At 36.7% G+C, this 20505-nt stretch carries 20 protein-coding genes and 1 other annotated feature (1 of these 21 only partly in view); of the genes, 16 read left to right on the forward strand and 4 right to left on the reverse strand.

Annotated elements, in window-relative coordinates; all coding sequences use genetic code 11:
- Window positions 1-14: a binding site (T-box leader), on the forward strand (it extends 223 nt beyond the left edge of the window).
- Window positions 15-79: 65 nt separating this feature from the next.
- The 3 genes from A6J74_RS19310 to A6J74_RS19320 all read left to right on the forward strand — a co-directional run bounded on the left by A6J74_RS19310 (window position 80) and on the right by A6J74_RS19320 (window position 2944).
- The gene (locus A6J74_RS19310; protein ID WP_000546326.1) at window positions 80-1390 is read left to right on the forward strand and encodes an APC family permease; all 1311 of its coding nucleotides are present in this window, start codon (window positions 80-82) and stop codon (window positions 1388-1390) included.
- Between the two features lie 107 nt (window positions 1391-1497).
- A complete protein-coding gene (locus tag A6J74_RS19315; RefSeq protein WP_002049364.1) occupies window positions 1498-2682 on the forward strand; it encodes an MFS transporter in 1185 nt (394 codons plus the stop codon).
- A gap of 79 nt (window positions 2683-2761) precedes the next feature.
- Window positions 2762-2944, forward strand: a complete 183-nt coding sequence (locus A6J74_RS19320) for a hypothetical protein (protein ID WP_000287384.1) — start codon at window positions 2762-2764, stop codon at window positions 2942-2944.
- 27 nt (window positions 2945-2971) lie between these two features.
- Here A6J74_RS19320 and A6J74_RS19325 read toward each other — a convergent pair whose 3' ends face one another.
- Complete coding sequence (locus tag A6J74_RS19325) at window positions 2972-3730, reverse strand: TrmB family transcriptional regulator (RefSeq protein ID WP_000939466.1); 759 nt, start codon at window positions 3728-3730, stop codon at window positions 2972-2974.
- Between the two features lie 185 nt (window positions 3731-3915).
- Here A6J74_RS19325 and A6J74_RS19330 point away from each other — a divergent pair, with 185 nt between their 5' ends.
- The 4 genes from A6J74_RS19330 to A6J74_RS19345 all read left to right on the forward strand — a co-directional run bounded on the left by A6J74_RS19330 (window position 3916) and on the right by A6J74_RS19345 (window position 7897).
- Window positions 3916-5916 carry a methyl-accepting chemotaxis protein gene (locus A6J74_RS19330; RefSeq protein WP_000946348.1) on the forward strand — a complete coding sequence of 667 codons (2001 nt, stop codon included), beginning with the start codon at window positions 3916-3918 and terminating at the stop codon, window positions 5914-5916.
- A gap of 77 nt (window positions 5917-5993) precedes the next feature.
- Complete coding sequence (locus tag A6J74_RS19335; RefSeq protein ID WP_001018860.1) at window positions 5994-6296, forward strand: MTH1187 family thiamine-binding protein; 303 nt, start codon at window positions 5994-5996, stop codon at window positions 6294-6296.
- A gap of 48 nt (window positions 6297-6344) precedes the next feature.
- Window positions 6345-6590, forward strand: coding sequence for a YusU family protein (locus tag A6J74_RS19340; protein WP_001290590.1), 246 nt, complete (start codon window positions 6345-6347; stop codon window positions 6588-6590).
- 389 nt (window positions 6591-6979) lie between these two features.
- The gene (locus A6J74_RS19345) at window positions 6980-7897 is read left to right on the forward strand and encodes a proline dehydrogenase family protein (protein ID WP_000436778.1); all 918 of its coding nucleotides are present in this window, start codon (window positions 6980-6982) and stop codon (window positions 7895-7897) included.
- A gap of 22 nt (window positions 7898-7919) precedes the next feature.
- Here the strand turns inward: A6J74_RS19345 and A6J74_RS19350 are convergent, their stop codons facing one another.
- Together A6J74_RS19350 and A6J74_RS19355 are read right to left on the reverse strand one after the other, a co-directional pair.
- Window positions 7920-8759, reverse strand: a complete 840-nt coding sequence (locus A6J74_RS19350; protein WP_000831489.1) for a D-alanyl-D-alanine carboxypeptidase family protein — start codon at window positions 8757-8759, stop codon at window positions 7920-7922.
- Between the two features lie 97 nt (window positions 8760-8856).
- Window positions 8857-9003: a YuzL family protein gene (locus A6J74_RS19355; RefSeq protein ID WP_001096344.1), complete on the reverse strand. Its 147-nt coding sequence runs from the start codon at window positions 9001-9003 to the stop codon at window positions 8857-8859.
- A gap of 237 nt (window positions 9004-9240) precedes the next feature.
- Between A6J74_RS19355 and A6J74_RS19365 the strand changes: the two genes are divergently transcribed.
- The 9 genes from A6J74_RS19365 to A6J74_RS19405 all read left to right on the forward strand — a co-directional run bounded on the left by A6J74_RS19365 (window position 9241) and on the right by A6J74_RS19405 (window position 19688).
- Window positions 9241-11622 (forward strand): 3-hydroxyacyl-CoA dehydrogenase/enoyl-CoA hydratase family protein, encoded by a 2382-nt coding sequence (locus A6J74_RS19365; protein WP_000486372.1) that lies wholly within the window; start codon window positions 9241-9243, stop codon window positions 11620-11622.
- Between the two features lie 21 nt (window positions 11623-11643).
- The gene (locus A6J74_RS19370) at window positions 11644-12816 is read left to right on the forward strand and encodes an acetyl-CoA C-acetyltransferase (RefSeq protein ID WP_001206331.1); all 1173 of its coding nucleotides are present in this window, start codon (window positions 11644-11646) and stop codon (window positions 12814-12816) included.
- A gap of 274 nt (window positions 12817-13090) precedes the next feature.
- Complete coding sequence (locus A6J74_RS19375) at window positions 13091-14875, forward strand: acyl-CoA dehydrogenase family protein (RefSeq protein ID WP_000416287.1); 1785 nt, start codon at window positions 13091-13093, stop codon at window positions 14873-14875.
- 116 nt (window positions 14876-14991) lie between these two features.
- On the forward strand, window positions 14992-15711 hold the full coding sequence (locus A6J74_RS19380; RefSeq protein WP_000767042.1) for an MBL fold metallo-hydrolase: 720 nt from the start codon (window positions 14992-14994) through the stop codon (window positions 15709-15711).
- 384 nt (window positions 15712-16095) lie between these two features.
- A complete protein-coding gene (locus A6J74_RS19385; RefSeq protein ID WP_000048028.1) occupies window positions 16096-16809 on the forward strand; it encodes a CPBP family intramembrane glutamic endopeptidase in 714 nt (237 codons plus the stop codon).
- Between the two features lie 151 nt (window positions 16810-16960).
- Window positions 16961-17146: a hypothetical protein gene (locus A6J74_RS19390; protein ID WP_001180553.1), complete on the forward strand. Its 186-nt coding sequence runs from the start codon at window positions 16961-16963 to the stop codon at window positions 17144-17146.
- A 13-nt stretch (window positions 17147-17159) separates the two neighbouring features.
- Entirely contained in the window at window positions 17160-17408 is a 249-nt protein-coding gene (locus tag A6J74_RS19395; protein ID WP_001002985.1) for a spore coat protein, read from the forward strand.
- Between the two features lie 293 nt (window positions 17409-17701).
- Window positions 17702-18652, forward strand: coding sequence for an L-lactate dehydrogenase (locus tag A6J74_RS19400; protein ID WP_000828231.1), 951 nt, complete (start codon window positions 17702-17704; stop codon window positions 18650-18652).
- A 22-nt stretch (window positions 18653-18674) separates the two neighbouring features.
- Window positions 18675-19688, forward strand: a complete 1014-nt coding sequence (locus A6J74_RS19405; protein ID WP_000666180.1) for a PTS sugar transporter subunit IIC — start codon at window positions 18675-18677, stop codon at window positions 19686-19688.
- Window positions 19689-19754: 66 nt separating this feature from the next.
- Here the strand turns inward: A6J74_RS19405 and A6J74_RS19410 are convergent, their stop codons facing one another.
- Window positions 19755-20402: a phosphatase PAP2 family protein gene (locus tag A6J74_RS19410; RefSeq protein ID WP_000713778.1), complete on the reverse strand. Its 648-nt coding sequence runs from the start codon at window positions 20400-20402 to the stop codon at window positions 19755-19757.
- Window positions 20403-20505: the final 103 nt, after the last annotated feature.

Here is a 20505-nt window from a genome sequence, read left to right on the forward strand (position 1 = left end):
CACTCGTCCCTTTTTTAGGGAGGAGTGTTTTTTTATTTCATTTTTGCATCACACTAGGATTGGAAGGAGGATACGCAGCATGCATCATGATGAGAAAAACAAAATTGGTTTAACAGTAGCGCTTTCTATCGTAGTAGGGACTATCATTGGATCTGGTGTGTTTATGAAACCAGGGAGCGTATTAGATTACTCAGGGAGTTCTAATATGGCTATTCTTGCTTGGGTAATTGGTGGTCTGTTGACACTAGCAAGTGGTTTAACAGTAGCTGAAATTGGAGCGCAAATCCCGAAAAATGGTGGGTTGTATACGTATTTAGAGGAGATTTACGGAAGTTTTTGGGGGTATTTATCAGGCTGGATGCAAACGATTGTGTATGGCCCAGCTATTATTGGAACGTTAGGGTTGTATTTTAGTTCTTTAATGATCAATTTTTTCTATTTAGATAAAGTATGGAATTTACCAATCGCAATTGGTACCGTTGTGTTCCTAGGCGTTGTAAATAGTATGGGGACAAAATATGGAGGTATCGTCCAAACGGTTACGACAATAGGGAAGATGATTCCGATCATTTTAATTGTTGTATTAGGCTTTTGGAAAGGAAATAGTGATATTTTTAACGTAGTAGTGCCGATATCAGAAAATCAAAGTATAGGTATGGCAATTTTAGCAACTTTATTTGCTTATGACGGTTGGATTTTACTCGCTTCCATCGGCGGAGAAATGAAGAATCCAACAAAGTTATTACCGAAGGCAATGACAGTTGGTATTTTAATTGTAACTGCTGCTTACGTATTAATTAACTTGGCGTTACTGAATGTATTACCAGCAACACAAATTGTAGACCTTGGAGAAAATGCAACAGCGACAGCTGCAGGCATGCTACTTGGAGAATATGGCGGAAAAATTATTAGTATCGGTATTATCGTTTCTATTTTCGGTTGTTTAAATGGAAAGATTTTAACGTTCCCACGTATCCCGATGTCGATGGCAGAACGTGGACAACTTCCATTTGCTAAGTTTATTGCAAAGGAAAGTCCGAGATTTAAAACACCAGCAAATGCAATTACTGTTGAAATCATTTTAGGAATTATTTTAATGATTATTAGTGATCCAAATAAGCTATCTGAGATTTCCGTATTCATTATTTATATTTTCTATGTAATGACGTTTATTGGTGTCTTCATTTTAAGAAAACGTAATAAGAATAAAGAGCGTGCATATAGTGTACCTTTATTCCCAATCGTACCAATCGTAGCGATTTTAGGTTCGTTCTTTGTAATTGGTAGTGCAATTATCAATGATCCGGTAAGTTGTTTCTTATCAATTGGAATTGTCTTTACTGGACTTCCGGTGTATTGGTATTTAAATAAGAAGAAAGAAACTGAATGATGGAGGGGTAGGTGTATAATGCGCCTACCTTTTTTATTGTAAAAAAATTGTACTTGCTTACAGTTTCTATTTTGGTTACTATAATAGTAGTAACCAAAATAGAAAGCGTGGGGAAAGACTTGAATTTTCGTGTATATATTTTAGCTATTGCGGCTTTCGTAGTCGGAACGGTTGAGCTAATTATAGGAGGAACGCTTGATTTAGTTGCCAATGATTTAGGAGTATCTATTAGCGCAGCTGGTCAGCTTATAACAATATTTTCAGTAGTATTTGCTTTATCAGGTCCAGTTTTATTAGCGGTAACAGGAAAGTTTGAAAGAAAAACATTATACATTGGGGCATTATCAATTTTCTTAATCGGAAATATTATTTCAGCATTTAGTGTAAATTACGAAATGTTAATGTTCTCAAGGGTAATTTGTGCGGCAAGTGGTTCATTAATTATTGCGCTATCTGTAACACTTGCTTCTAGCGTTGTAGAACCGCATTTTCGTGCGCGTGCAATTGGAATTATTTTCATGGGGATTAGTGGCTCTCTCGTACTTGGGGTACCACTTGGTCTTGTGCTCGGCAATGAATATGGATGGCGTGCACCATTTGTATTCATTTCGATATTAACAGTTATGGCAATCGCTTGTATTTCATTATTCTTAACGAAAGTACCGCCGACATCGGTGTTATCAATAAGAGAACAAATTGCTACGTTGAAAGATAAAAAAATTGTGAGTGCACAGTTAACATCATTTTTATTTTTAACAGGTCATTTAACACTGTATGCATACTTAACACCATTTTTAAAAGATGTGATGCATGTGGAAGCGAACTGGATTAGTGTGTTTTACTTCATTTTCGGAATCGCAGCGGTACTTGGAGGCGGCCTTGGGGGCTTGCTTGCTGATAAATGGGGATCGAAGAAAAGTATTATTTCCATCATTATCGTATTTGCATGTGCAATCTTTATGTTGCCAATGATGACATTTTCATTCCCGCTCTTCATTATTATGATGGGACTTTGGAGTATGCTGAGCTGGGCTATTTCACCAGCACAACAAAATTACTTAATTGAAATTGCACCAGAATCAGCTGGTATTCAGCAAAGTTTAAATAACTCTGCCCTTCACTTAGGAATTGCGCTCGGTTCAACAGTAGGCGGAGTTGTTATTGAAAAATCATCTGTTATATATAACGCTTGGGTAGGCGGTGGCTTTATTATATTAGCACTGCTTTGTGCGATTTTCTCCATTACGAGAGGACGTTCTACTCAGTTTGTGAAAGAAGAATCTATCGTTTGATAGGTTCTTTTTTTATTTGTAAAAAGTGGAAGGGGTTAGTAGGAAAATGAAGAAGTTATATATAGCGAGGTGATAGTATATGTATTCAAGTTTTTCAATCATTGGTTTTTTATTTACGATCATACCATTCTTTCTTGTAATTTTTCTCTTTAGATGGGTTCGTTTCATTTATCAAAATTCAGAGAAACAAGTGGAGCAAAATGAGAAAATCATTGAGCTGTTGATGGATATAAAGGAACAAAATGAAAAGGAGTCTAAGTGAACAACTAGACTCCTTTTTATTATTTAATTAGTATCTTAATTTCATCAACAAACTTTTAATTTCCTCATCTTCCATAAAGAGATCATGGTGTTTCTGGGTAATTTTCGCAAGTGCAACGTCATGATAGAAGAATTCTGTAAAGAACTTCACGAAAGGTTGTGACATTGTTTTCATTGCTTGCCATGACTCTTGTTCTACACCAGCAAATAAAATTTCACGGTCGTCAACGATGAGTAGTAAGTAGCGCTCTAATGCATTAGGTTCTTCAGCTGGGATTAGAAAATGCATGTTTTCTAAATCTGTTTCTACTTTTCCAACTATAAGGGACTCAATTTGGACGCCTTGTTTTGCTTTTTGTTCTAGTAAAGGAAGGTATTCTGAAAGAGTGTCATTCCAAGCTGAAATACGAATCGATTCTTTTGCACTTTCAATGAGCTCTTTACTTTGAACTCGAATAGAAGATTGCATCTTTAAGCTCCACACACGGTCATCCGTAAATGATTTTTTTGATATATTCGTTTCTAAGTCTTGAATATTTGCTTGGAATTCTGTCGTTAATTTTTCAATTGCTAGTTTTAGTGGTAATGCTGTATACAACTTTTTCTTTTCTGAAACAGAATCCATTACCATTCCTTTATCTATCAGGCGTGCTAGCACTTCATATATTTTTGCTTTTGGAACACCAGAGTGCTTCACAATTGTTGTAGCATCTAACGGTTCATTGCTTGATACGACAACTTCATAAGCTTGGCTTTCATATTGTGAGAAACCGAATTTTTGTAACATAGTTCCCTCCGAACGAATGAGATTATATTTTAAGGATAATGAACTATTTGTTTTTGCACAAGTGTTAGGAGTATTCCTATGTGAATGGGGTGAGAATTAATTTCAATTTTTTAATTTTATCCATTATACTTAATATAGTGATTAATATTATTACAATACAACGATAAGGGGATGCTTGGGGGAAGATGTTAAGAAGTTTACGTTTAAAAATTGCGGTAGTGTTTTCAGTTCTTATTTCTATGATGTTCGTAATATTGGGTACAGCTATGTATCAATTACAGAAAGAGAAAGAAGTAAGTTCCTTAGACCAGTATTCTCAAAATACGATGGATCTTGTGACAGAGCAACTTACGACATTTGTTCAAAGAACTGATGAAGATATGGGGTATTATGCGAACAGTGAGATGATTCGTAATATGATTCAAGATGGAGTTACTCCAGAAGAGGAAGCGTTTTTGACGAAAGAGTTTTTGGAGTATAAAAAGAACCATCCTGGTATTTTAGATTTATATATTGGTACGAGAGATAAAAAAACATTAAGTGCCAATCTTGCTGAAGGTGGAAAAGTGCCGGAAGGATATGATCCAACGACAAGACCATGGTATAAAGATTCAGAGGCTGATGTGAAAAAGGTTCATTGGGGACAACCTTCATATGAAATCGCGACAGGAAAGTTAAGTGTAGGGGTTTCTAAAGCTATTACGTCTGAAGATGGATCTGTATTAGGCGTTGTTGCGATGGATGTATCGCTCGGAACAATTCAGAAGTTACTTCATAATATTCAATACAATAATGACGGAGAAATGTTTATTATAAATGATAAAAATATAGCTCTTGTTTACCCAGAAAAGATAGGGAAAGATATTTCTAAAGAGCCATTGCTGAAGAGTTTAAATAAAGATGTCACAAAATATGCTGAAACTACATTAAAAGGTGAAGATGTAGTTGTTTATAGTCAGTTATTTGATGCGATGAAATGGAAGATAGGAATTTTTTATCCGAAACAAACGATTGATGGATTGTTAAGTAGTATGAGAAATACAGTCATTATAATGGGATGTATTAGTTTATTAGTTGGAATAGTAGCTTCTTATTTATTCTCAAGAAGATTAGCAAGACCACTGCAATTATTAACGAATCACGTTCAAAAAGTAGCAGAAGGAGATTTAACACTGCAAATGAAAGTGACAAGTAAAGATGAGGTTGGAGAGCTGACGAACCATTTTAATCATATGGTTGGGCAAATGAATGAAATGGTAAGTAAAATTAAAAATAGTGTATCAACAGTGCAGCAATCAACGAATAATCTCCATTATTTAACGAATGAAACGGTGGCCGCTAGTAGAGAAGTGTCAGGTGCAATGGATGATGTGAGCGGGGGAGCATCTACTCTTGCCAATAGTGTAGATGAAGTTTCAGCTCAGCTTGAGAACATGGCGCAGTCAGTGGAAGAAATGAATAGCTCCGTTGGTGAAATAAAAGGAGTGGCTGGTAAAGCGGAAAAGGCATCTAAGCAAGGGTTAAATACGATGCAAAATTTAGTTCGTACAAGAGGAGAGTCATCTTCGATTGTTGTTCATACAGAGGAAGCATCTGGTAAGTTAGAGCAAAAAGTCGGATCGATTCAAAATGTTGTAGAGCTTATAAAAGGTATTTCCGATCAAACGAACTTACTTGCTTTAAACGCTTCGATTGAAGCAGCACGTGCAGGTGAGCAAGGTAAGGGATTTGCAGTTGTGGCTGAAGAAGTTCGAAAGTTAGCGGAACAATCAAAAGAGGCAACAGGAGAAATCGCAACGATGATTGGCGATGTCCAATTAGAAGTAAAACGAGTTGTAGAGGTCGTAAGTAAATTGAAAGATATTGCTGATATACAAAATAAAGTGACGACAGAGGCAGAGGCGGAATTCCGTACAATTATGTCGGTTGTAAATACGATTAGTATCTCAGTTGAAAAAATTGTAGAAGAAGTAAACAATATAGGTCACGAGCAAGGTGAAATTACAGAGGTAATGCATACAATTGCTAGTACGAGTCAAGAAAGTGCAGCTGTATCTGAAGAGGTAAATGCTGCAACTGAATCGCAAGTGAATCATTTAGAAAAGGTAGCTCATACGATGGAAAGCTTGACAGAGCATATGAGAGATTTAGAAAGATTAGTCGAGCAGTTTAAAGTGGAAGAGTAACATATTAGTAAAATGATGAGGATTTCGGTAAAATAGACAATGGATATATAAGAAGCAATTATAGGAGGAAAACTACTATGGCAATTGTTGACGTTTCGATTATTCCAGTAGGAACAGGTAATCCAAGTGTTAGTGAATATGTAGCAGAAGTACAAAAGGTGCTAGAGAAAAATGCAGATCGCGTGAAGTATCAATTAACACCAATGAATACAATTATTGAAGGAGATCTTCCTGTCATTCTAGAAGTCATTCAACAAATGCATGAAGTTCCATATACGAAAGGTGCACAGCGCGTTGCGACAACAATTCGTATCGATGATCGTCGTGATAAAGTAAGCACAATGGAGAAGAAATTAAACTCTGTTCGATCAAAATTATAAGAAAAAGCAGCGATCTTCGCTGCTTTTTTCATATAGGAGGTAGATAAGATGAGTGAAAAGTTTAACGAACAATTTGATGGGTTGTTAGAGAAATACACGGAACTATTACTTGGAGAGAGCAATGAAGAAAGAAAAGAACAGGTGCAGAAGTGGGCACTGTATTCTTACATAGCTAAGACGATGCCGGCTTTAGTTAAGCATTGGAATGAGACGTATCCCGATGCGAAAGAAGAAATGGTACAGTTAATCTCGGATATAAAAAAGATAAATGAAGAGAAGCGAAATGAAAAATAAGAGAGCTTGAGGTGAATGTCACCTTAAGCTTTTTTTATCTCGTAAAAGCCCGATTGGTGAGGGTTAATAATCAGAGGGGGAGGGCCCGCCTTATTCTAATTGAATTTTCACTTTATTAATATCTTTATATAATTTATATGGAATATAAAGGGTTTTGTAGACATGTCGAATATTTTCGACATGTCTATTTGAGGCCCAGTAAACCCGTTTTTTCTAAATGTCGAAAAATATTCCCTTTATATTTGTAAGCAAGAATATAAGGTTTTAAATGTTTTTATAGTATTTTATAAATTGTCTAAATAATTATTTGTATCAAATAATTTTAAAGAATGATATAATTTCGAAGAGGGGTAAAAAACAGATAAATTACAGTCATAGGGGTGAATTACATGGAACAATTAATGCGAAATTCGTTTCTTTTCTTGTCAAAAAATAAAGCGCTAACAAAGTTAGCTAAAAAGTACGGTTTACGCTTTGGAGCAGGTCGTTTTGTCGCAGGGGAGACAATCGAATTAGCGACAGCAGCTATTAAACAATTGAACAAGCAAGGCCTTTGTGTAACGATCGATTATTTAGGTGAATTTGTTGATAACGAAGCGGAAGCAAATGAAATGGCTAGCGAATCGATTGAAGCGATTCGTGCAATTGGAAGAGAAGGTCTTAATTCGCAGCTTTCTTTAAAGATGACTTCTATGGGATTAGATATCTCTGATGAAATCGTAATGAACAATATGCGCCGTATTTTAGAAGCTGGAAAAGAAAATGGTGTGTTTATTACAATTGATATGGAAGACTATACGCGCTGCGGGAAAACAATTGAGATCTTTAAACAATTAAAATCTGAATACGATAATATTGGTACAGTTATTCAAGCTTACTTATATCGTACAGAAAAAGATATGGAAGAATTAAATGCTTATAGTCCTAATTTACGTCTTGTAAAAGGAGCTTATAAAGAACCTGAAGATGTAGCGTTCCCGGATAAGAAAGATGTAGATGATAACTATAAAAAAATTATTAAAATGCACTTATTAAATGGAAATTATACTGCAATTGCTTCACATGACGAAGCAATTATTGAATATACGAAAAAACTTGCCGAAGAACACAATATTCCAAGAGACCAATTTGAATTCCAAATGTTATATGGTATTCGTAATGAGCGTCAACTTCAGCTTGTAAAAGAAGGCTACAAGATGCGTGTTTATGTACCTTATGGAAACGACTGGTATGGCTATTTCATGCGCCGTCTAGCAGAGCGTCCAGCGAACGTTGCGTTCGTATTAAAAGGTATGGTTAAAAAATAACCAAGGAGAACATACTCCTTGGTTATTTTAATTGCTTAAATGCGTAATGTGCCATTTTCTTCGTATCAGGATATAGTTGCGCGCGAGTAGAAGATAATACGACGTTAATAACGCGTTTACCGTCTTTCTCATCAACAGTTACGACCGTATATTTTCCGAGTGCAGATAAACCGCTTTTACTTCCAATCGCATATGGATCGTCATATAGTTCCTCTCGTCCATAGTTTGCGATTTTTGGAGAGCGTTCAGAAGTATGTAGAGTTGTATTTACTGAATTCATATATTGTAAAACGATTGGGTATTTTAATGCTTCTTTCGTAATAATGGCAATGTCATATGGTGATACTTTATTTCCAAGTGCATCAGCACCACTTGCGTTTTTGAAAGTTGCATGCTTTGTACCAAGTTCCTTCGCTCTAGCATTCATCATTTTCACAAACTCATTTTTTGATCCCGCGATATGTTCTGCAATTGACTCAGAGATTGGGTCTGCACTAATGATAAGCATAAGTTTTAATGCCTCATCCCGTTTTAATTTTTCCCCAGCACGCAGCTTAATTTTTTTACTTTGACTTTCTGTTTTTATTGCGTTTTCTGTAACTGTAATTTCTTCATTTTCTTTTACATTCTCTAGTAAGAGAAGGGTTGTCATCATTTTGGCTATACTAGCCGGATAAGAGCGTTCATCTTCGCGTTTGCCATACAAAATTTCACCTGTGTCTGCATCGATTGTAATTCCGTATTGCCCCGTAATACTAGGCTGATCAACTCTTACAGTTTGTTGTCTTTGTGCATAAGAGAAGAAAATCATCCCTGTAAATAGTGTAGCAATCATTACAATCATAACTATTGTTCGTTTCATCATCGTTCCCTCTTTTGTTTTCCATATGTACAAATAAATTGGGCAGAAAAAGCAGCCATTAATCATTATGCCACGTTTTCTGCCCAAAAATATAGCGTTATTTTTCGCCCATATTATGCTTCTTATATTGTTGGTTATTACCTTGACGTCCTTTTTCCACACCGTGATTATGTGGACCTGCATTTCCAGTTACGCTTGCTGCGCTAATTCCAGCTTTTGAAGGGTTCTTCTTAAGTTTTGCCATATATATTCCTCCAGTTTCGTCAGATTGTAAAAAGGAAAAGTGCATTTTAGTGAAGAAAATACACATATATAGCATGGGCAAATAAAAGAAATATATTTATTTCAGAAAATTTTATCAATAAATATATTGCGAAAATTCAAACTGTATCATATATTTATTAGTAGAGGCTCACTCATTGATTGCGACTTATGTCGAAAAATTGAATGAGCATTCATTCAAGAATAGGGGGAGAATTGGATGTTCCAAATTAAAAAGGCTGCTGTTCTAGGTTCAGGCGTAATGGGTTCAGGGATTGCGGCACACTTAGCTAATATTGGTATTCCGACATTATTGCTTGATATTGTACCACCTGCGCTAACAAAAGAAGAGGAAGCGAAGGGACTTACATTAGAACATAAAAGTGTGAGAAATCGTTTTAGTAATACGGCTGTGCAAAAACTATTAAAGCAAAAACCAGCTCCTCTGACAGTGAAAGGAAATTTAGCACTGATTGAAGCAGGTAACTTAGAAGATGATCTTGAGCGTCTAGCTGATGTAGATTGGATTATTGAAGTAGTAGTTGAAAACTTAGATATTAAAAAGAAACTATTTGAAAAAGTAGATGCTGTTCGTAAACCGGGTTCTATTGTAAGCTCGAATACGTCAGGCATTTCAGTAGAAAAAATGGCAGAAGGTCGTTCAGACGACTTCCAGAAGCACTTCTTAGGCACACACTTTTTTAACCCACCACGATATTTAAAACTTCTAGAGGTAATACCGACGAAAGAAACAGATCCACAAGTATTAAGCTTCATGAAACTATTTGGCGAAGATGTTCTTGGAAAAGGCGTTGTTATCGCAAAAGACACACCAAACTTTATTGGAAACCGCATTGGTACGTACGGCTTGCTTGTAACGCTTCAAGAAATGATTAAGCGTGGCTATAGCATTGGAGAAGTTGATTCTGTAACAGGCCCACTTATTGGCCGTCCGAAGAGCGCAACGTTCCGTACATTAGATGTTGTTGGTTTAGATACATTCGTACACGTTGCAAATAACGTATATGAAAACGTACAAGAAGAAGAGCGTGATGTATTTAAAGTACCAACTTTCATGCATGACATGCTTGATAAAAAATGGCTTGGTAGTAAAACAGGTCAAGGCTTCTTCTTAAAACAAGGAAAAGAAATTTTAGAATTAAATCCTGAAACGATGGAATACGAAGCTCGCAAAAAATTAAAAGCTGCATCTATTGAGTTAAGTAAACAAGAAAAAGGTTTATCGAATAAATTGAAAGCGCTTGTATACGCGAAAGACCGCGCAGGAGAGTTGTTATGGAATATCATTACACCAACTCTTTTATACTCTGCAAAGCTTCATAAAGAAATTGCTGACGATATCGTGGCAATCGATCAAGCGATGAAATGGGGCTTCGGTTGGGAGCAAGGACCATTTGAAATTTGGGATGCAATCGGCGTTGAAAAATCGATTCAAAAGATGGAAGAAAACGGCGTAAATGTACCAGCTTGGGTAAAAGAAATGGTAGAGAAAGGTTTTACTGCTTTCTATAAACATGATAACGGCGATAGCTACTATTACGATAATGGTGAATATAAGCTAATCGAGCGTAATAAAAAAGCAATTTCTCTTAAACAATTAAAAGAGAAAAATGGCGTATTAAAGAAAAATAGCGGCGCGAGCTTGATTGATTTAGGTGACGGCATCCTTTGCTTAGAATTCCATTCGAAGAGCAATGCAATCGGTATGGATATTACGCAAATGATTAACTACGCTGTTGATGAAGTAGAAAAGAATTATAAAGGTCTTGTTATCGGTAACCAATCGAAGAACTTCTGCGTTGGTGCGAACCTAGCAATGATCTTAATGGAAGCACAAGATGACAACTACTTTGAAATTGAGTGGGTTGTGAAAAACTTCCAAGATGCAATGACGAAAATTAAGTACTCTTCTAAGCCAGTTGTAGCAGCACCATATGGTATGACGCTTGGTGGAGGTACAGAAGTTTGCTTACCAGCAGCTAGCATTCAAGCTTCTAGTGAAACGTATATGGGCTTAGTAGAAGTTGGTGTTGGCTTAATCCCTGGCGGAGGCGGTAATAAAGAGCTATACATTAAACACTTAAATAAAATGCCAAACGGTGTAGAGTTTGATCTGCAAAAAGTTGCGAATAAAGTATTCGAATCTGTAGCGATGGCGAAAGTTTCTACATCAGCACAAGAAGCTGTATCGAACAACTTCTTAGGCGATAAAGACGGTATTAGTGTGAATGGTGATCACTTATTATACGATGCGAAACAAAAAGCACTTGCTTTATATGAAGCTGGCTATAAAGCACCGATCCGTAAAAAGATACCAGTTGTTGGCGAAACAGGGTATGCAACTCTTGTACTTGGTGCAGAAGCAATGCATTTATCAGGTTACATTTCTGAACATGATCTTCACATTGCGAAGAAACTTGCATATGTCATTGCGGGCGGAAAAGTACCGTATGGAACAGAAGTTGATGAGCAGTATTTATTAGATGTAGAACGTGAAGCATTTATTAGCTTAGTAAGTGAGATGAAATCACAAGCAAGAATGCAGCACATGCTTGTAAAAGGAAAGCCATTACGTAACTAATAACGAGGGGAGATATCGTTCATGAGAGAAGCTGTCATTGTTGCGGGAGCAAGAACACCAATTGGAAAAGCAAAGAGGGGTTCATTAAAAACAGTTCGTCCTGACGATCTAGGGGCGTTAGTAGTAAAGGAAACGTTAAAGCGTGCGAATTATGAAGGACCAATCGATGATTTAATTTTCGGTTGTGCGATGCCAGAAGCAGAGCAAGGTTTAAATATGGCTCGTAATATCGGCGGATTAGCAGGGCTTTCTTACGATGTTCCAGCTATTACAATTAACCGTTACTGTTCTTCAGGTTTACAAAGTATCGCTTACGGAGCAGAGCGCATTATGCTTGGACACTCTGAAGCTGTATTATCAGGCGGAGCGGAATCAATGAGCTTGGTTCCGATGATGGGACACGTCGTTCGTCCGAATAGTCGCCTTGTAGAAGCGGCTCCAGAATATTATATGGGCATGGGACATACAGCAGAGCAAGTTGCTGTGAAATATGGAATTTCTCGTGAAGAGCAAGATGCATTTGCAGTAAGAAGTCATCAACGTGCTGCAAAAGCATTAGCGGCAGGGAACTTTGCTGATGAAACAGTATCTGTAGATGTGACGTTACGCTCGGTTGGATCAAACAATAAATTGCAAGAAGAAACAATCATTTTCGCACAAGACGAAGGTGTAAGAGCAGAGACGACGCTAGACATTTTAGGTAAATTACGTCCAGCATTTAACGTTCGCGGTTCTGTAACGGCTGGTAACTCTTCACAAATGAGTGACGGTGCAGCATCTGTACTATTAATGGATCGTGAAAAAGCAGTGAGCGATGGCATGAAGCCACTTGCGAAATTCCGTTCATTTGCAGTAGCTGGCGTACCACCAGAAGTAATGGGAATCGGCCCAATCGCTGCAATTCCAAAAGCGTTAAAACTAGCTGGCTTAGAGCTATCTGATATTGGCTTATTCGAACTAAACGAAGCATTCGCTTCTCAATCGATCCAAGTTATTCGTGAACTTGGTTTAGATGAAGAAAAAGTAAACGTAAACGGTGGTGCAATTGCACTTGGACATCCACTTGGCTGTACAGGAGCAAAACTAACACTATCTCTTATTCACGAAATGAAACGCCGCAACGAACAATTTGGTATCGTAACAATGTGTATCGGCGGCGGAATGGGAGCAGCGGGAGTGTTTGAATTACTATAAAAAAAGTGCAAGCCACCGAACATTCTAGCCGCTGGAACTGGATTATAAAAAAAGTGGAAGTGGCTCGCTCAGAACAGGAGGGCGTTGGAAGCCCTGACGAAGAGGCGCTTTTTGCCTCACAGGAAGGGGTGAAACGACCGACTGTTTTAGCCACTGGAACTGGATTATGAAAAAAAGAATGGAAGCAACAAAGGTTTATAAAAAATAAACGGGAGAGCCAGTTTCTTTCAAAAAGAGAGAAGTGGCTCATGAAAATATGAAGGAGGAAATTTTCATGGAAAAAACAGTAGGAAATGCGGTTAAAGGCGGTAGCTTTTTAGTTGATGAGATTACGATTGATCAAGTGTTTACGCCAGAAGATTTTTCATCTGAGCATAAAATGATTGCAAAAACGACAGAGGACTTTATCGTAAATGAAGTTCTTCCGGAGCTTGAATATTTAGAGCAACATGAGTTTGATCGTTCTGTTCGTCTTTTAAAAGAAGCTGGGGAACTTGGTTTATTAGGTGCTGACGTACCAGAAGAGTACGGTGGAATTGGTCTTGATAAAGTAAGCTCAGCGTTAATCGCAGAGAAATTCTCTCGCGCTGGTGGTTTTGCAATTACTCACGGTGCTCACGTAGGTATTGGATCGTTACCGATCGTATTATTCGGTAACGAAGAGCAAAAGAAAAAGTATTTACCATTACTTGCAACTGGTGAAAAATTAGCTGCATACGCATTAACAGAGCCAGGTTCAGGATCTGACGCATTAGGTGCAAAAACAACTGCACGTTTAAATGCAGAAGGTACACATTACGTATTAAATGGTGAAAAACAGTGGATTACAAACTCTGCATTCGCTGACGTATTTATCGTATATGCAAAAATCGATGGAGAGCACTTCTCAGCATTTATCGTAGAGAAAGAATATGCTGGCGTATCTACAAGCCCAGAAGAAAAGAAAATGGGTATTAAATGTTCTTCAACTCGTACGTTAATTTTAGAAGATGCATTAGTACCAAAAGAGAACTTACTTGGTGAAATCGGTAAAGGTCATATTATCGCGTTCAACATTTTAAATATCGGTCGTTATAAATTAGGTGTTGGTACAGTTGGATCTGCGAAACGTGCAGTAGAAATTTCAGCACAATATGCAAACCAACGTCAACAGTTCAAACAACCAATCGCTCGCTTCCCATTAATTCAAGAGAAACTTGCGAATATGGCAGCGAAAACATATGCAGCTGAAAGCTCTGTATATCGTACAGTAGGTTTATTCGAAAGCCGCATGAGCACATTATCTGAAGAAGAAGTGAAAGACGGTAAAGCAGTAGCAGCTTCTATCGCTGAATATGCAATCGAGTGCTCTTTAAATAAAGTATTCGGTTCTGAAGTATTAGACTATACAGTAGATGAAGGTGTTCAAATTCACGGTGGTTACGGATTTATGGCAGAATACGAGATTGAAAGAATGTACCGCGATTCTCGTATTAACCGTATTTTCGAAGGAACGAACGAAATTAACCGCCTAATCGTACCAGGTACGTTCTTACGTAAAGCGATGAAAGGTGAATTACCACTTCTTCAAAAAGCACAAAAATTACAAGAAGAGTTAATGATGATGATGCCAGAAGAAGTAGGCGATGAGCCATTAGCACTTCAAAAATATTTAGTAACTAACGCGAAGAAAATCGGCTTAATGGTAGCTGGATTAGCGGCTCAAAAATACGGTAAAGCATTAGATAAAGAGCAAGAAATTCTTGTGAATATCGCTGACATCGTAAGCAACCTTTATGCAATGGAATCAGCTGTTCTTCGTACAGAAAAAGCAATTAAAACAACTGGTCTTGAAAAGAATAAACAAAAAGTGTTATACACTGAAGTATTCTGCCAAGAAGCATTCAACGAAATCGAAGCAGATGCGAAAGAAACACTTATCGCAGTTGAAAACGGCGACATGCTGCGCATGATGTTATCATCATTACGTAAATTAACTCGTCACACGCCACTTAACGTAATTCCGAAGAAACGTGAAATCGCTGCGAAAATTTTAGAAGATGAGCGTTATACAGTTTAATAGATGAAAAGGAACCAGTGGCCGTTTGGCTGCTGGTTTTTTTATTGATGGATTCTTGAAAAGGGTTGTTTTACATATGTATTTGTAAACAGCTCTTTTTCATGGAGGGATAGGAGATGAAGTTAATAAAAGTAGGAACAGTTCATCAAATCGCATTTTTACCGCGTCTATTTCCGATTAACTGTTACTTTGTCGAAGAAGAAACAGGATTAACGTTAATTGATGCAGCTTTGCCATTTTGTGCAAAGAAGATTTTAGAAGCGGCTGGAAAACTAGGAAAACCGATTACGAATATCGTTATAACACATGCACATGATGACCATGTAGGAGCGCTTGATGCTATAAAACAAGAACTGCCGAATGTTTCGGTCTATATTTCTGAAAGAGATGCTCGTTTACTTGAAGGGGATTTGTCACTGCAACTCGGAGAACCAGGCACGCAAGTAAAAGTGAGTGTGTCAAAAAGGATAAAGACGATTCCAGATATCCTTCTTCAAGAGGGAGATCAAATTGGTTCACTTGTAGCAATTGCAGCCCCAGGCCATACACCGGGATCAATGGCGTTTTTAGACACGAGAAATGATGCGCTCATTGTTGGAGATGCATTTCAAACGAGAGGAGGAGTGGCGGTAGCAGGGCAGTTGATGTGGCTTTTTCCGTTTCCTATGTTTGGTACGTGGGATGCAGAAGTTTCATTAAAAAGCGCTCAGAAATTGCTAGAGTATAAGCCGTCTATATTAGCGACAGGGCATGGGAAGATGATTAAAAATCCGTTAGTGCAAATGCAACGGGCGATTGAAGAAGCGGAAAGGAATTTAACTAGAAAGAGCCTTTAATTGTTTAGAGGCTCTTTTTTGCTAAATGATATTATTTTGTGGGTTTTAAGTATGTGTATATCGCTAATAGGAAACCGAAAAACATAAATATAAAAGGGTCTTGGCTTGGGTTAGGGTCATAGCTATCTTGCACCTTAGTAAGAAAATCATGTGTTTTCATGTTTACCTCTCCTTTTATTCATAAGGTTTAGTATGAAGTGGGGATCATGATGTGGAAGTAAGAAATTTTTATTTTATAATAATATAATTCCTAAAACTATAGAATACAAAGCGTTCATAATATGTAAAATTGCATATTATTCTTTTTGAAATTTTTGTTATATTATCCTTATATTTATATTAAAGGATTTTTGTTAAGGTAATGAAAACAAATGGAGGAATAGTATGAGTAAAACGGTGTTAGAAGCGTATAGTGTGGAAAGGAAAATAGATAATATAACATATAAAAATCTATTTGTAATGATAGCAATCATTTTAGGATTCTTACTTCTAGGAGGGTTATTCCTTGGTTTAGCTTTTGGGATTTATGGTGAGGAAGCGTTGCGTGATAATTTAGAAGGGTACTATTTCCTTTTATTAGATGCAGCTGTTGTTGCTATCGTTTTATTAGCTTATAAACCAGTTCTTCATTTTATTAAATATATTTGGGATTTATCCGTTTTGAAGAATGGGAAGACATATTTATATCTATTAATTGGTTTTATGGTTATTGCATTATCACAATATTTAATGTTACATGTGTTTAGTTTTGAAAGTGCAGCAGAACAACAGAAACAATTAGGGAGCTTAGGACTTCAAAATAGTCTACAAAGTATTATATATGTGTTAAGTGTTGCTATAATTACACCGGTTAAAGAAGAAATTCTATTTCGAGGTATTTTATATCGATTTTTAGAAAAGAAATATAATTTTTTAGTTGGTATCATTATTTCTTCCTTCATTTTTGGAATTCTTCATGGAGGTCTTCTAATTACGGCGACGATTATGGGGATTGTGTTTGCGATGTTATACAAAAAGACGCAATCTATTATACCTAGTATTATTTTACACATTGTATGGAATTTACTTGTGAGTATAAGTATGATTGTATCTCTATAAAATTGAACGAATATTTAGCATAAAAGATGGATGGCCTAGCTATGCATCTTTTATTTTGTTTATAGGTAGGAGAAGTTAATTCATGCATGTATATAATCCAAAAAGAACCAAATACTAATGACGAATGAACAAAGAAAGGCAGGAGTATTCCATGCAAAATTTAACAGAGCTTGAAGTAGAAAACTTACGTCATTTAATCGGTGGACACGCAACAATTATTAACAAGTTGGAGCAGTATGCACAGACGTGTACAGATCCAGAGTTGAAACAAATGCTACAAAAGGATGCGCAAGATGCACGAAATACGAAGCAACAATTAATGACTTTTTTAGGATAGGAGGAAGAGAGAAATGAATGAAAAAGATATGGTAAATGATTATTTAGCAGGATTAAATGCAAGTTTAACAAGTTATGCAAATTATATTGCTCAGTCTGATAATGAACAGTTACACCAAACATTAATTCAAATTCGTAATCAAGATGAAATGCGCCAACGTAATATGTATGAGTACGCAAAGCAAAAGAGTTATTACAAACCGGCAGCACCTGCGAATCCAATGATTGTGCAGCAATTAAAAGGCCAATTAAGTGCGGAATAATGGGATGAAAAAAACGAGCGAATGAAGTCGCTCGTTTTTTTGTTTTGTCCCGTAAAAGCCCAATGGATAAAGGTTGATTGAAGTTTCAATTTATATATGTCAATAAATACATAATAAATATTTTTTCAGTTGTAACAAATATGACGAAAATTAAATATAACAATTCACAAAAAGGACAAAAACTTTGCTCAATATTTCACAAAGTATCCATGGTTTCTATCGTGGGAATCTCTATAATTAAGAGTGTAAAGAACAAAAGAAATAGATTATATGATCAATTAGGAGAGATTGCTATGAAAAGAAATACAAGAAAAATTGCAATTATCGGTACTGGATTAGTTGGATCAAGTTGTGCATATTCCATTGTAAATCAAGGCATTTGCGAAGAGCTATTATTAATTGATATAAATCATGAACGTGCAGTTGGGGAAGCGATGGATTTATCACATTGCATTAACTTTACAAATACAAGAACAAAAGTATATGCAGGAAGCTATGAAGACTGCAAAGATATGGACATCGTTATTATTACAGCGGGACCAGCACCAAAACCTGGACAAAGTCGCTTAGATACTTTAGGAGCGAGTGCGAAAATTATGGAAAGTGTTGTTGGCGGCGTAATGGAAAGTGGATTTGACGGTATTTTCTTACTTGCATCGAACCCAGTTGATATTATTACATATGAAGTGTGGAAATTATCTGGATTACCTAGAAATCGTGTGATCGGTACTGGTACATCACTAGATTCTTCTCGCTTAAGAACAATTTTATCTGAAATGTTACATGTAGATCCTCGTAGTATTCATGGGTATTCATTAGGAGAACATGGTGATTCTCAAATGGTTGCTTGGTCTCACGTAACTGTTGGTGGAAAGCCAATTCTACAAATTTTAGAGGAGCAAAAAGAACGATTTGGTGAAATAGATTTAGATGAAATTGTTGAGAAGACTGCAAAAGCAGGATGGGAAATTTATAAACGAAAAGGTACTACTTATTACGGAATCGGAAATTCTCTAGCGTATATTGCGAGCTCAATCTTTAACGATGATCACCGTGTTATTGCTGTATCAGCCATTTTAGATGGAGAGTACGGTGAGTATGATATTTGTACAGGAGTGCCAGCTATTATTACTAGAGATGGTATGAAAGAAGTTGTAGAACTAAACTTAACAGAGGACGAAGAATCTCGATTCGCAAAATCAAACGATATTTTACGTGATTATATGAAAACAATTGGTTACTAACTTATAGGAGAAGGTGAAACAAATGAAGGAATATATAATGTCTCGTGTATTTAAAGCATCTGCTGGAATCGCACAAGGTATTTTCGTATCCCTCGGAATTGGTTTACTGATCGAAAATATAGGAAGAATTGTTGATATTCCATTACTTATTACAATCGGAGTTGTTGCAAAATCACTTATGGCACCAGCAATTGGTGCCGGCATTGCTTTTATGCTCGGTGCAAACGGTCTTGTTATCTTTTCAGCGATGGTAGCTGGAGCGATTGGTGCCGGATCCATTTCAATTACTGAAGCGGGTCTAATCATTAAAACAGGTGAGCCAATCGGTGCATTATTAACAGCAACTTTAGCTGTATATATCGGTAAACGTTTAAGTGGAAAAACTGCGTTAGATATGATGCTCGTTCCATTTGCGGCCATATTAGGTTCTGGTTTAGTTGGTATTTGGTTATCTCATAATATTACTCCTGTTTTAAATACAGTTGGAGCATTTATTAAAGATAGTTCAGCTGGTAGCCCGTTTATCGCTTCTATCGTCATTGCAGTAGTTTGGGGGCTATTACTTATCTCTCCAGCTTCATCAGCTGCATTAGCGATCGCACTTAGCTTAGATGGCGTTGCAGGTGGTGCAGCTCTAGCAGGATGCGTTGCTCAGTTTATCGGATTCTCTGTAATCTCAGCGAAAGAAAATAATTTAGGTGGCATATTAGCTCAGGCGCTTTGTACTCCGAAAGTACAGTTGCCAAACATTACTAAAAATCCAATGATTCTCGTCCCGACTGTCGTCGCTAGTGCGATAGTCGGCCCAGTATCGGCATTAATTTTCCAATTAGAAGCAGGGAAAGAAATCGCTGGTCTTGGATTAAGTTCTCTTATCGCACCAATTAATTTAATTTCCAGTCAAGGATGGGGAGTTCTTCCAGCTATGGCAATCACTTATATCATCATTCCAGTAGCTGTTTCTTATATACTTTACATTGCTCTTAAAAAAGCAGGTCGTATTCATTCTGGTGATATGACTGTACCGCAATCTTAATTTGAAAATCTCCTTAATAATAGATAAAAGCAGACTGAAGAAGCCACAGTCTGCTTTTTTGTTATGTTACATCTTATGATTTTGTTTTACTGGAATGCGTACTGTTTCTTTTGCTAATAAGAGCTGAACGCCGAAGTATAATATACTCGCGAGCGTCATTCCAGAAACAGCATCTACAAATGCATGTTGCTTCGTAAATAGTGTTGATAAAATGATAAGTGTACCGAAGAAAGTAAGGATATAATATTCAAAAGCATGTTGCTCTCTACGCTTAAAGGCAGCTAACATAATTACAAATGTCGTAAGAACGTGAATGCTAGGGAAACAGTTTACCGGTTGATCAATACTATAAATATAGCGAACTAGTTCAGAAAATACGTCTGTTCCAACGACAGTTGGACGTGGTACAGTTGTCTGCCAAAAATAATAAATAGAAAAACAAGCAAGTTTGCCAAGAATTACACTACTTAAAGTAACGTAATATTGCTTTCGATCAGCAAAGCAGTAATAAATAAGTGCGCCGTATAAGTAAGGAAACCAAAGTAAATAAGGAATAATAAATGCTTTTACAAATGGAATCCAATCATCTACTACAGTTGTGACATCTACTGCGTGAACAGTTGATTTATTTAATACGTCGTAAAGGGGACTTACGAGTACGAGTAGAAGTATATAACTTAACGGAAGAAAAGATGAAAGTTTAAATTTCTTCATGATAATCTCCTATGTTTAGTAATGTAGGTAAATTCAATTGATTATAATATAGAAACGTAAATTGGGCTATCGATTTTACTTACATTTTCTTGAATTAACCTTA

The sequence above is a fragment of the Bacillus sp. FDAARGOS_235 genome, from assembly GCF_002073415.2.
GTDB classification, from domain to species: Bacteria; Bacillota; Bacilli; order Bacillales; family Bacillaceae_G; genus Bacillus_A; species Bacillus_A toyonensis.

Bases quoted from the DNA above. Each gene is read 5' to 3' on its own strand.
- A6J74_RS19335 (WP_001018860.1), top strand. From the start codon at position 5,994: ATGGCAATTGTTGACGTTTCGATTATTCCAGTAGGAACAGGTAATCCA.
- A6J74_RS19390 (WP_001180553.1), top strand. From the start codon at position 16,961: ATGCAAAATTTAACAGAGCTTGAAGTAGAAAACTTACGTCATTTAATC.
- A6J74_RS19395 (WP_001002985.1), top strand. From the start codon at position 17,160: ATGAATGAAAAAGATATGGTAAATGATTATTTAGCAGGATTAAATGCA.
- A6J74_RS19380 (WP_000767042.1), top strand. From the start codon at position 14,992: ATGAAGTTAATAAAAGTAGGAACAGTTCATCAAATCGCATTTTTACCG.
- A6J74_RS19330 (WP_000946348.1), top strand. From the start codon at position 3,916: ATGTTAAGAAGTTTACGTTTAAAAATTGCGGTAGTGTTTTCAGTTCTT.
- A6J74_RS19340 (WP_001290590.1), top strand. From the start codon at position 6,345: ATGAGTGAAAAGTTTAACGAACAATTTGATGGGTTGTTAGAGAAATAC.
- A6J74_RS19400 (WP_000828231.1), top strand. From the start codon at position 17,702: ATGAAAAGAAATACAAGAAAAATTGCAATTATCGGTACTGGATTAGTT.
- A6J74_RS19355 (WP_001096344.1), bottom strand. From the start codon at position 9,003: ATGGCAAAACTTAAGAAGAACCCTTCAAAAGCTGGAATTAGCGCAGCA.
- A6J74_RS19410 (WP_000713778.1), bottom strand. From the start codon at position 20,402: ATGAAGAAATTTAAACTTTCATCTTTTCTTCCGTTAAGTTATATACTT.
- A6J74_RS19320 (WP_000287384.1), top strand. From the start codon at position 2,762: ATGTATTCAAGTTTTTCAATCATTGGTTTTTTATTTACGATCATACCA.
- A6J74_RS19350 (WP_000831489.1), bottom strand. From the start codon at position 8,759: ATGAAACGAACAATAGTTATGATTGTAATGATTGCTACACTATTTACA.
- A6J74_RS19375 (WP_000416287.1), top strand. From the start codon at position 13,091: ATGGAAAAAACAGTAGGAAATGCGGTTAAAGGCGGTAGCTTTTTAGTT.
- A6J74_RS19385 (WP_000048028.1), top strand. From the start codon at position 16,096: ATGAGTAAAACGGTGTTAGAAGCGTATAGTGTGGAAAGGAAAATAGAT.
- A6J74_RS19370 (WP_001206331.1), top strand. From the start codon at position 11,644: ATGAGAGAAGCTGTCATTGTTGCGGGAGCAAGAACACCAATTGGAAAA.
- A6J74_RS19310 (WP_000546326.1), top strand. From the start codon at position 80: ATGCATCATGATGAGAAAAACAAAATTGGTTTAACAGTAGCGCTTTCT.
- A6J74_RS19405 (WP_000666180.1), top strand. From the start codon at position 18,675: ATGAAGGAATATATAATGTCTCGTGTATTTAAAGCATCTGCTGGAATC.
- A6J74_RS19325 (WP_000939466.1), bottom strand. From the start codon at position 3,730: ATGTTACAAAAATTCGGTTTCTCACAATATGAAAGCCAAGCTTATGAA.
- A6J74_RS19345 (WP_000436778.1), top strand. From the start codon at position 6,980: ATGGAACAATTAATGCGAAATTCGTTTCTTTTCTTGTCAAAAAATAAA.
- A6J74_RS19365 (WP_000486372.1), top strand. From the start codon at position 9,241: ATGTTCCAAATTAAAAAGGCTGCTGTTCTAGGTTCAGGCGTAATGGGT.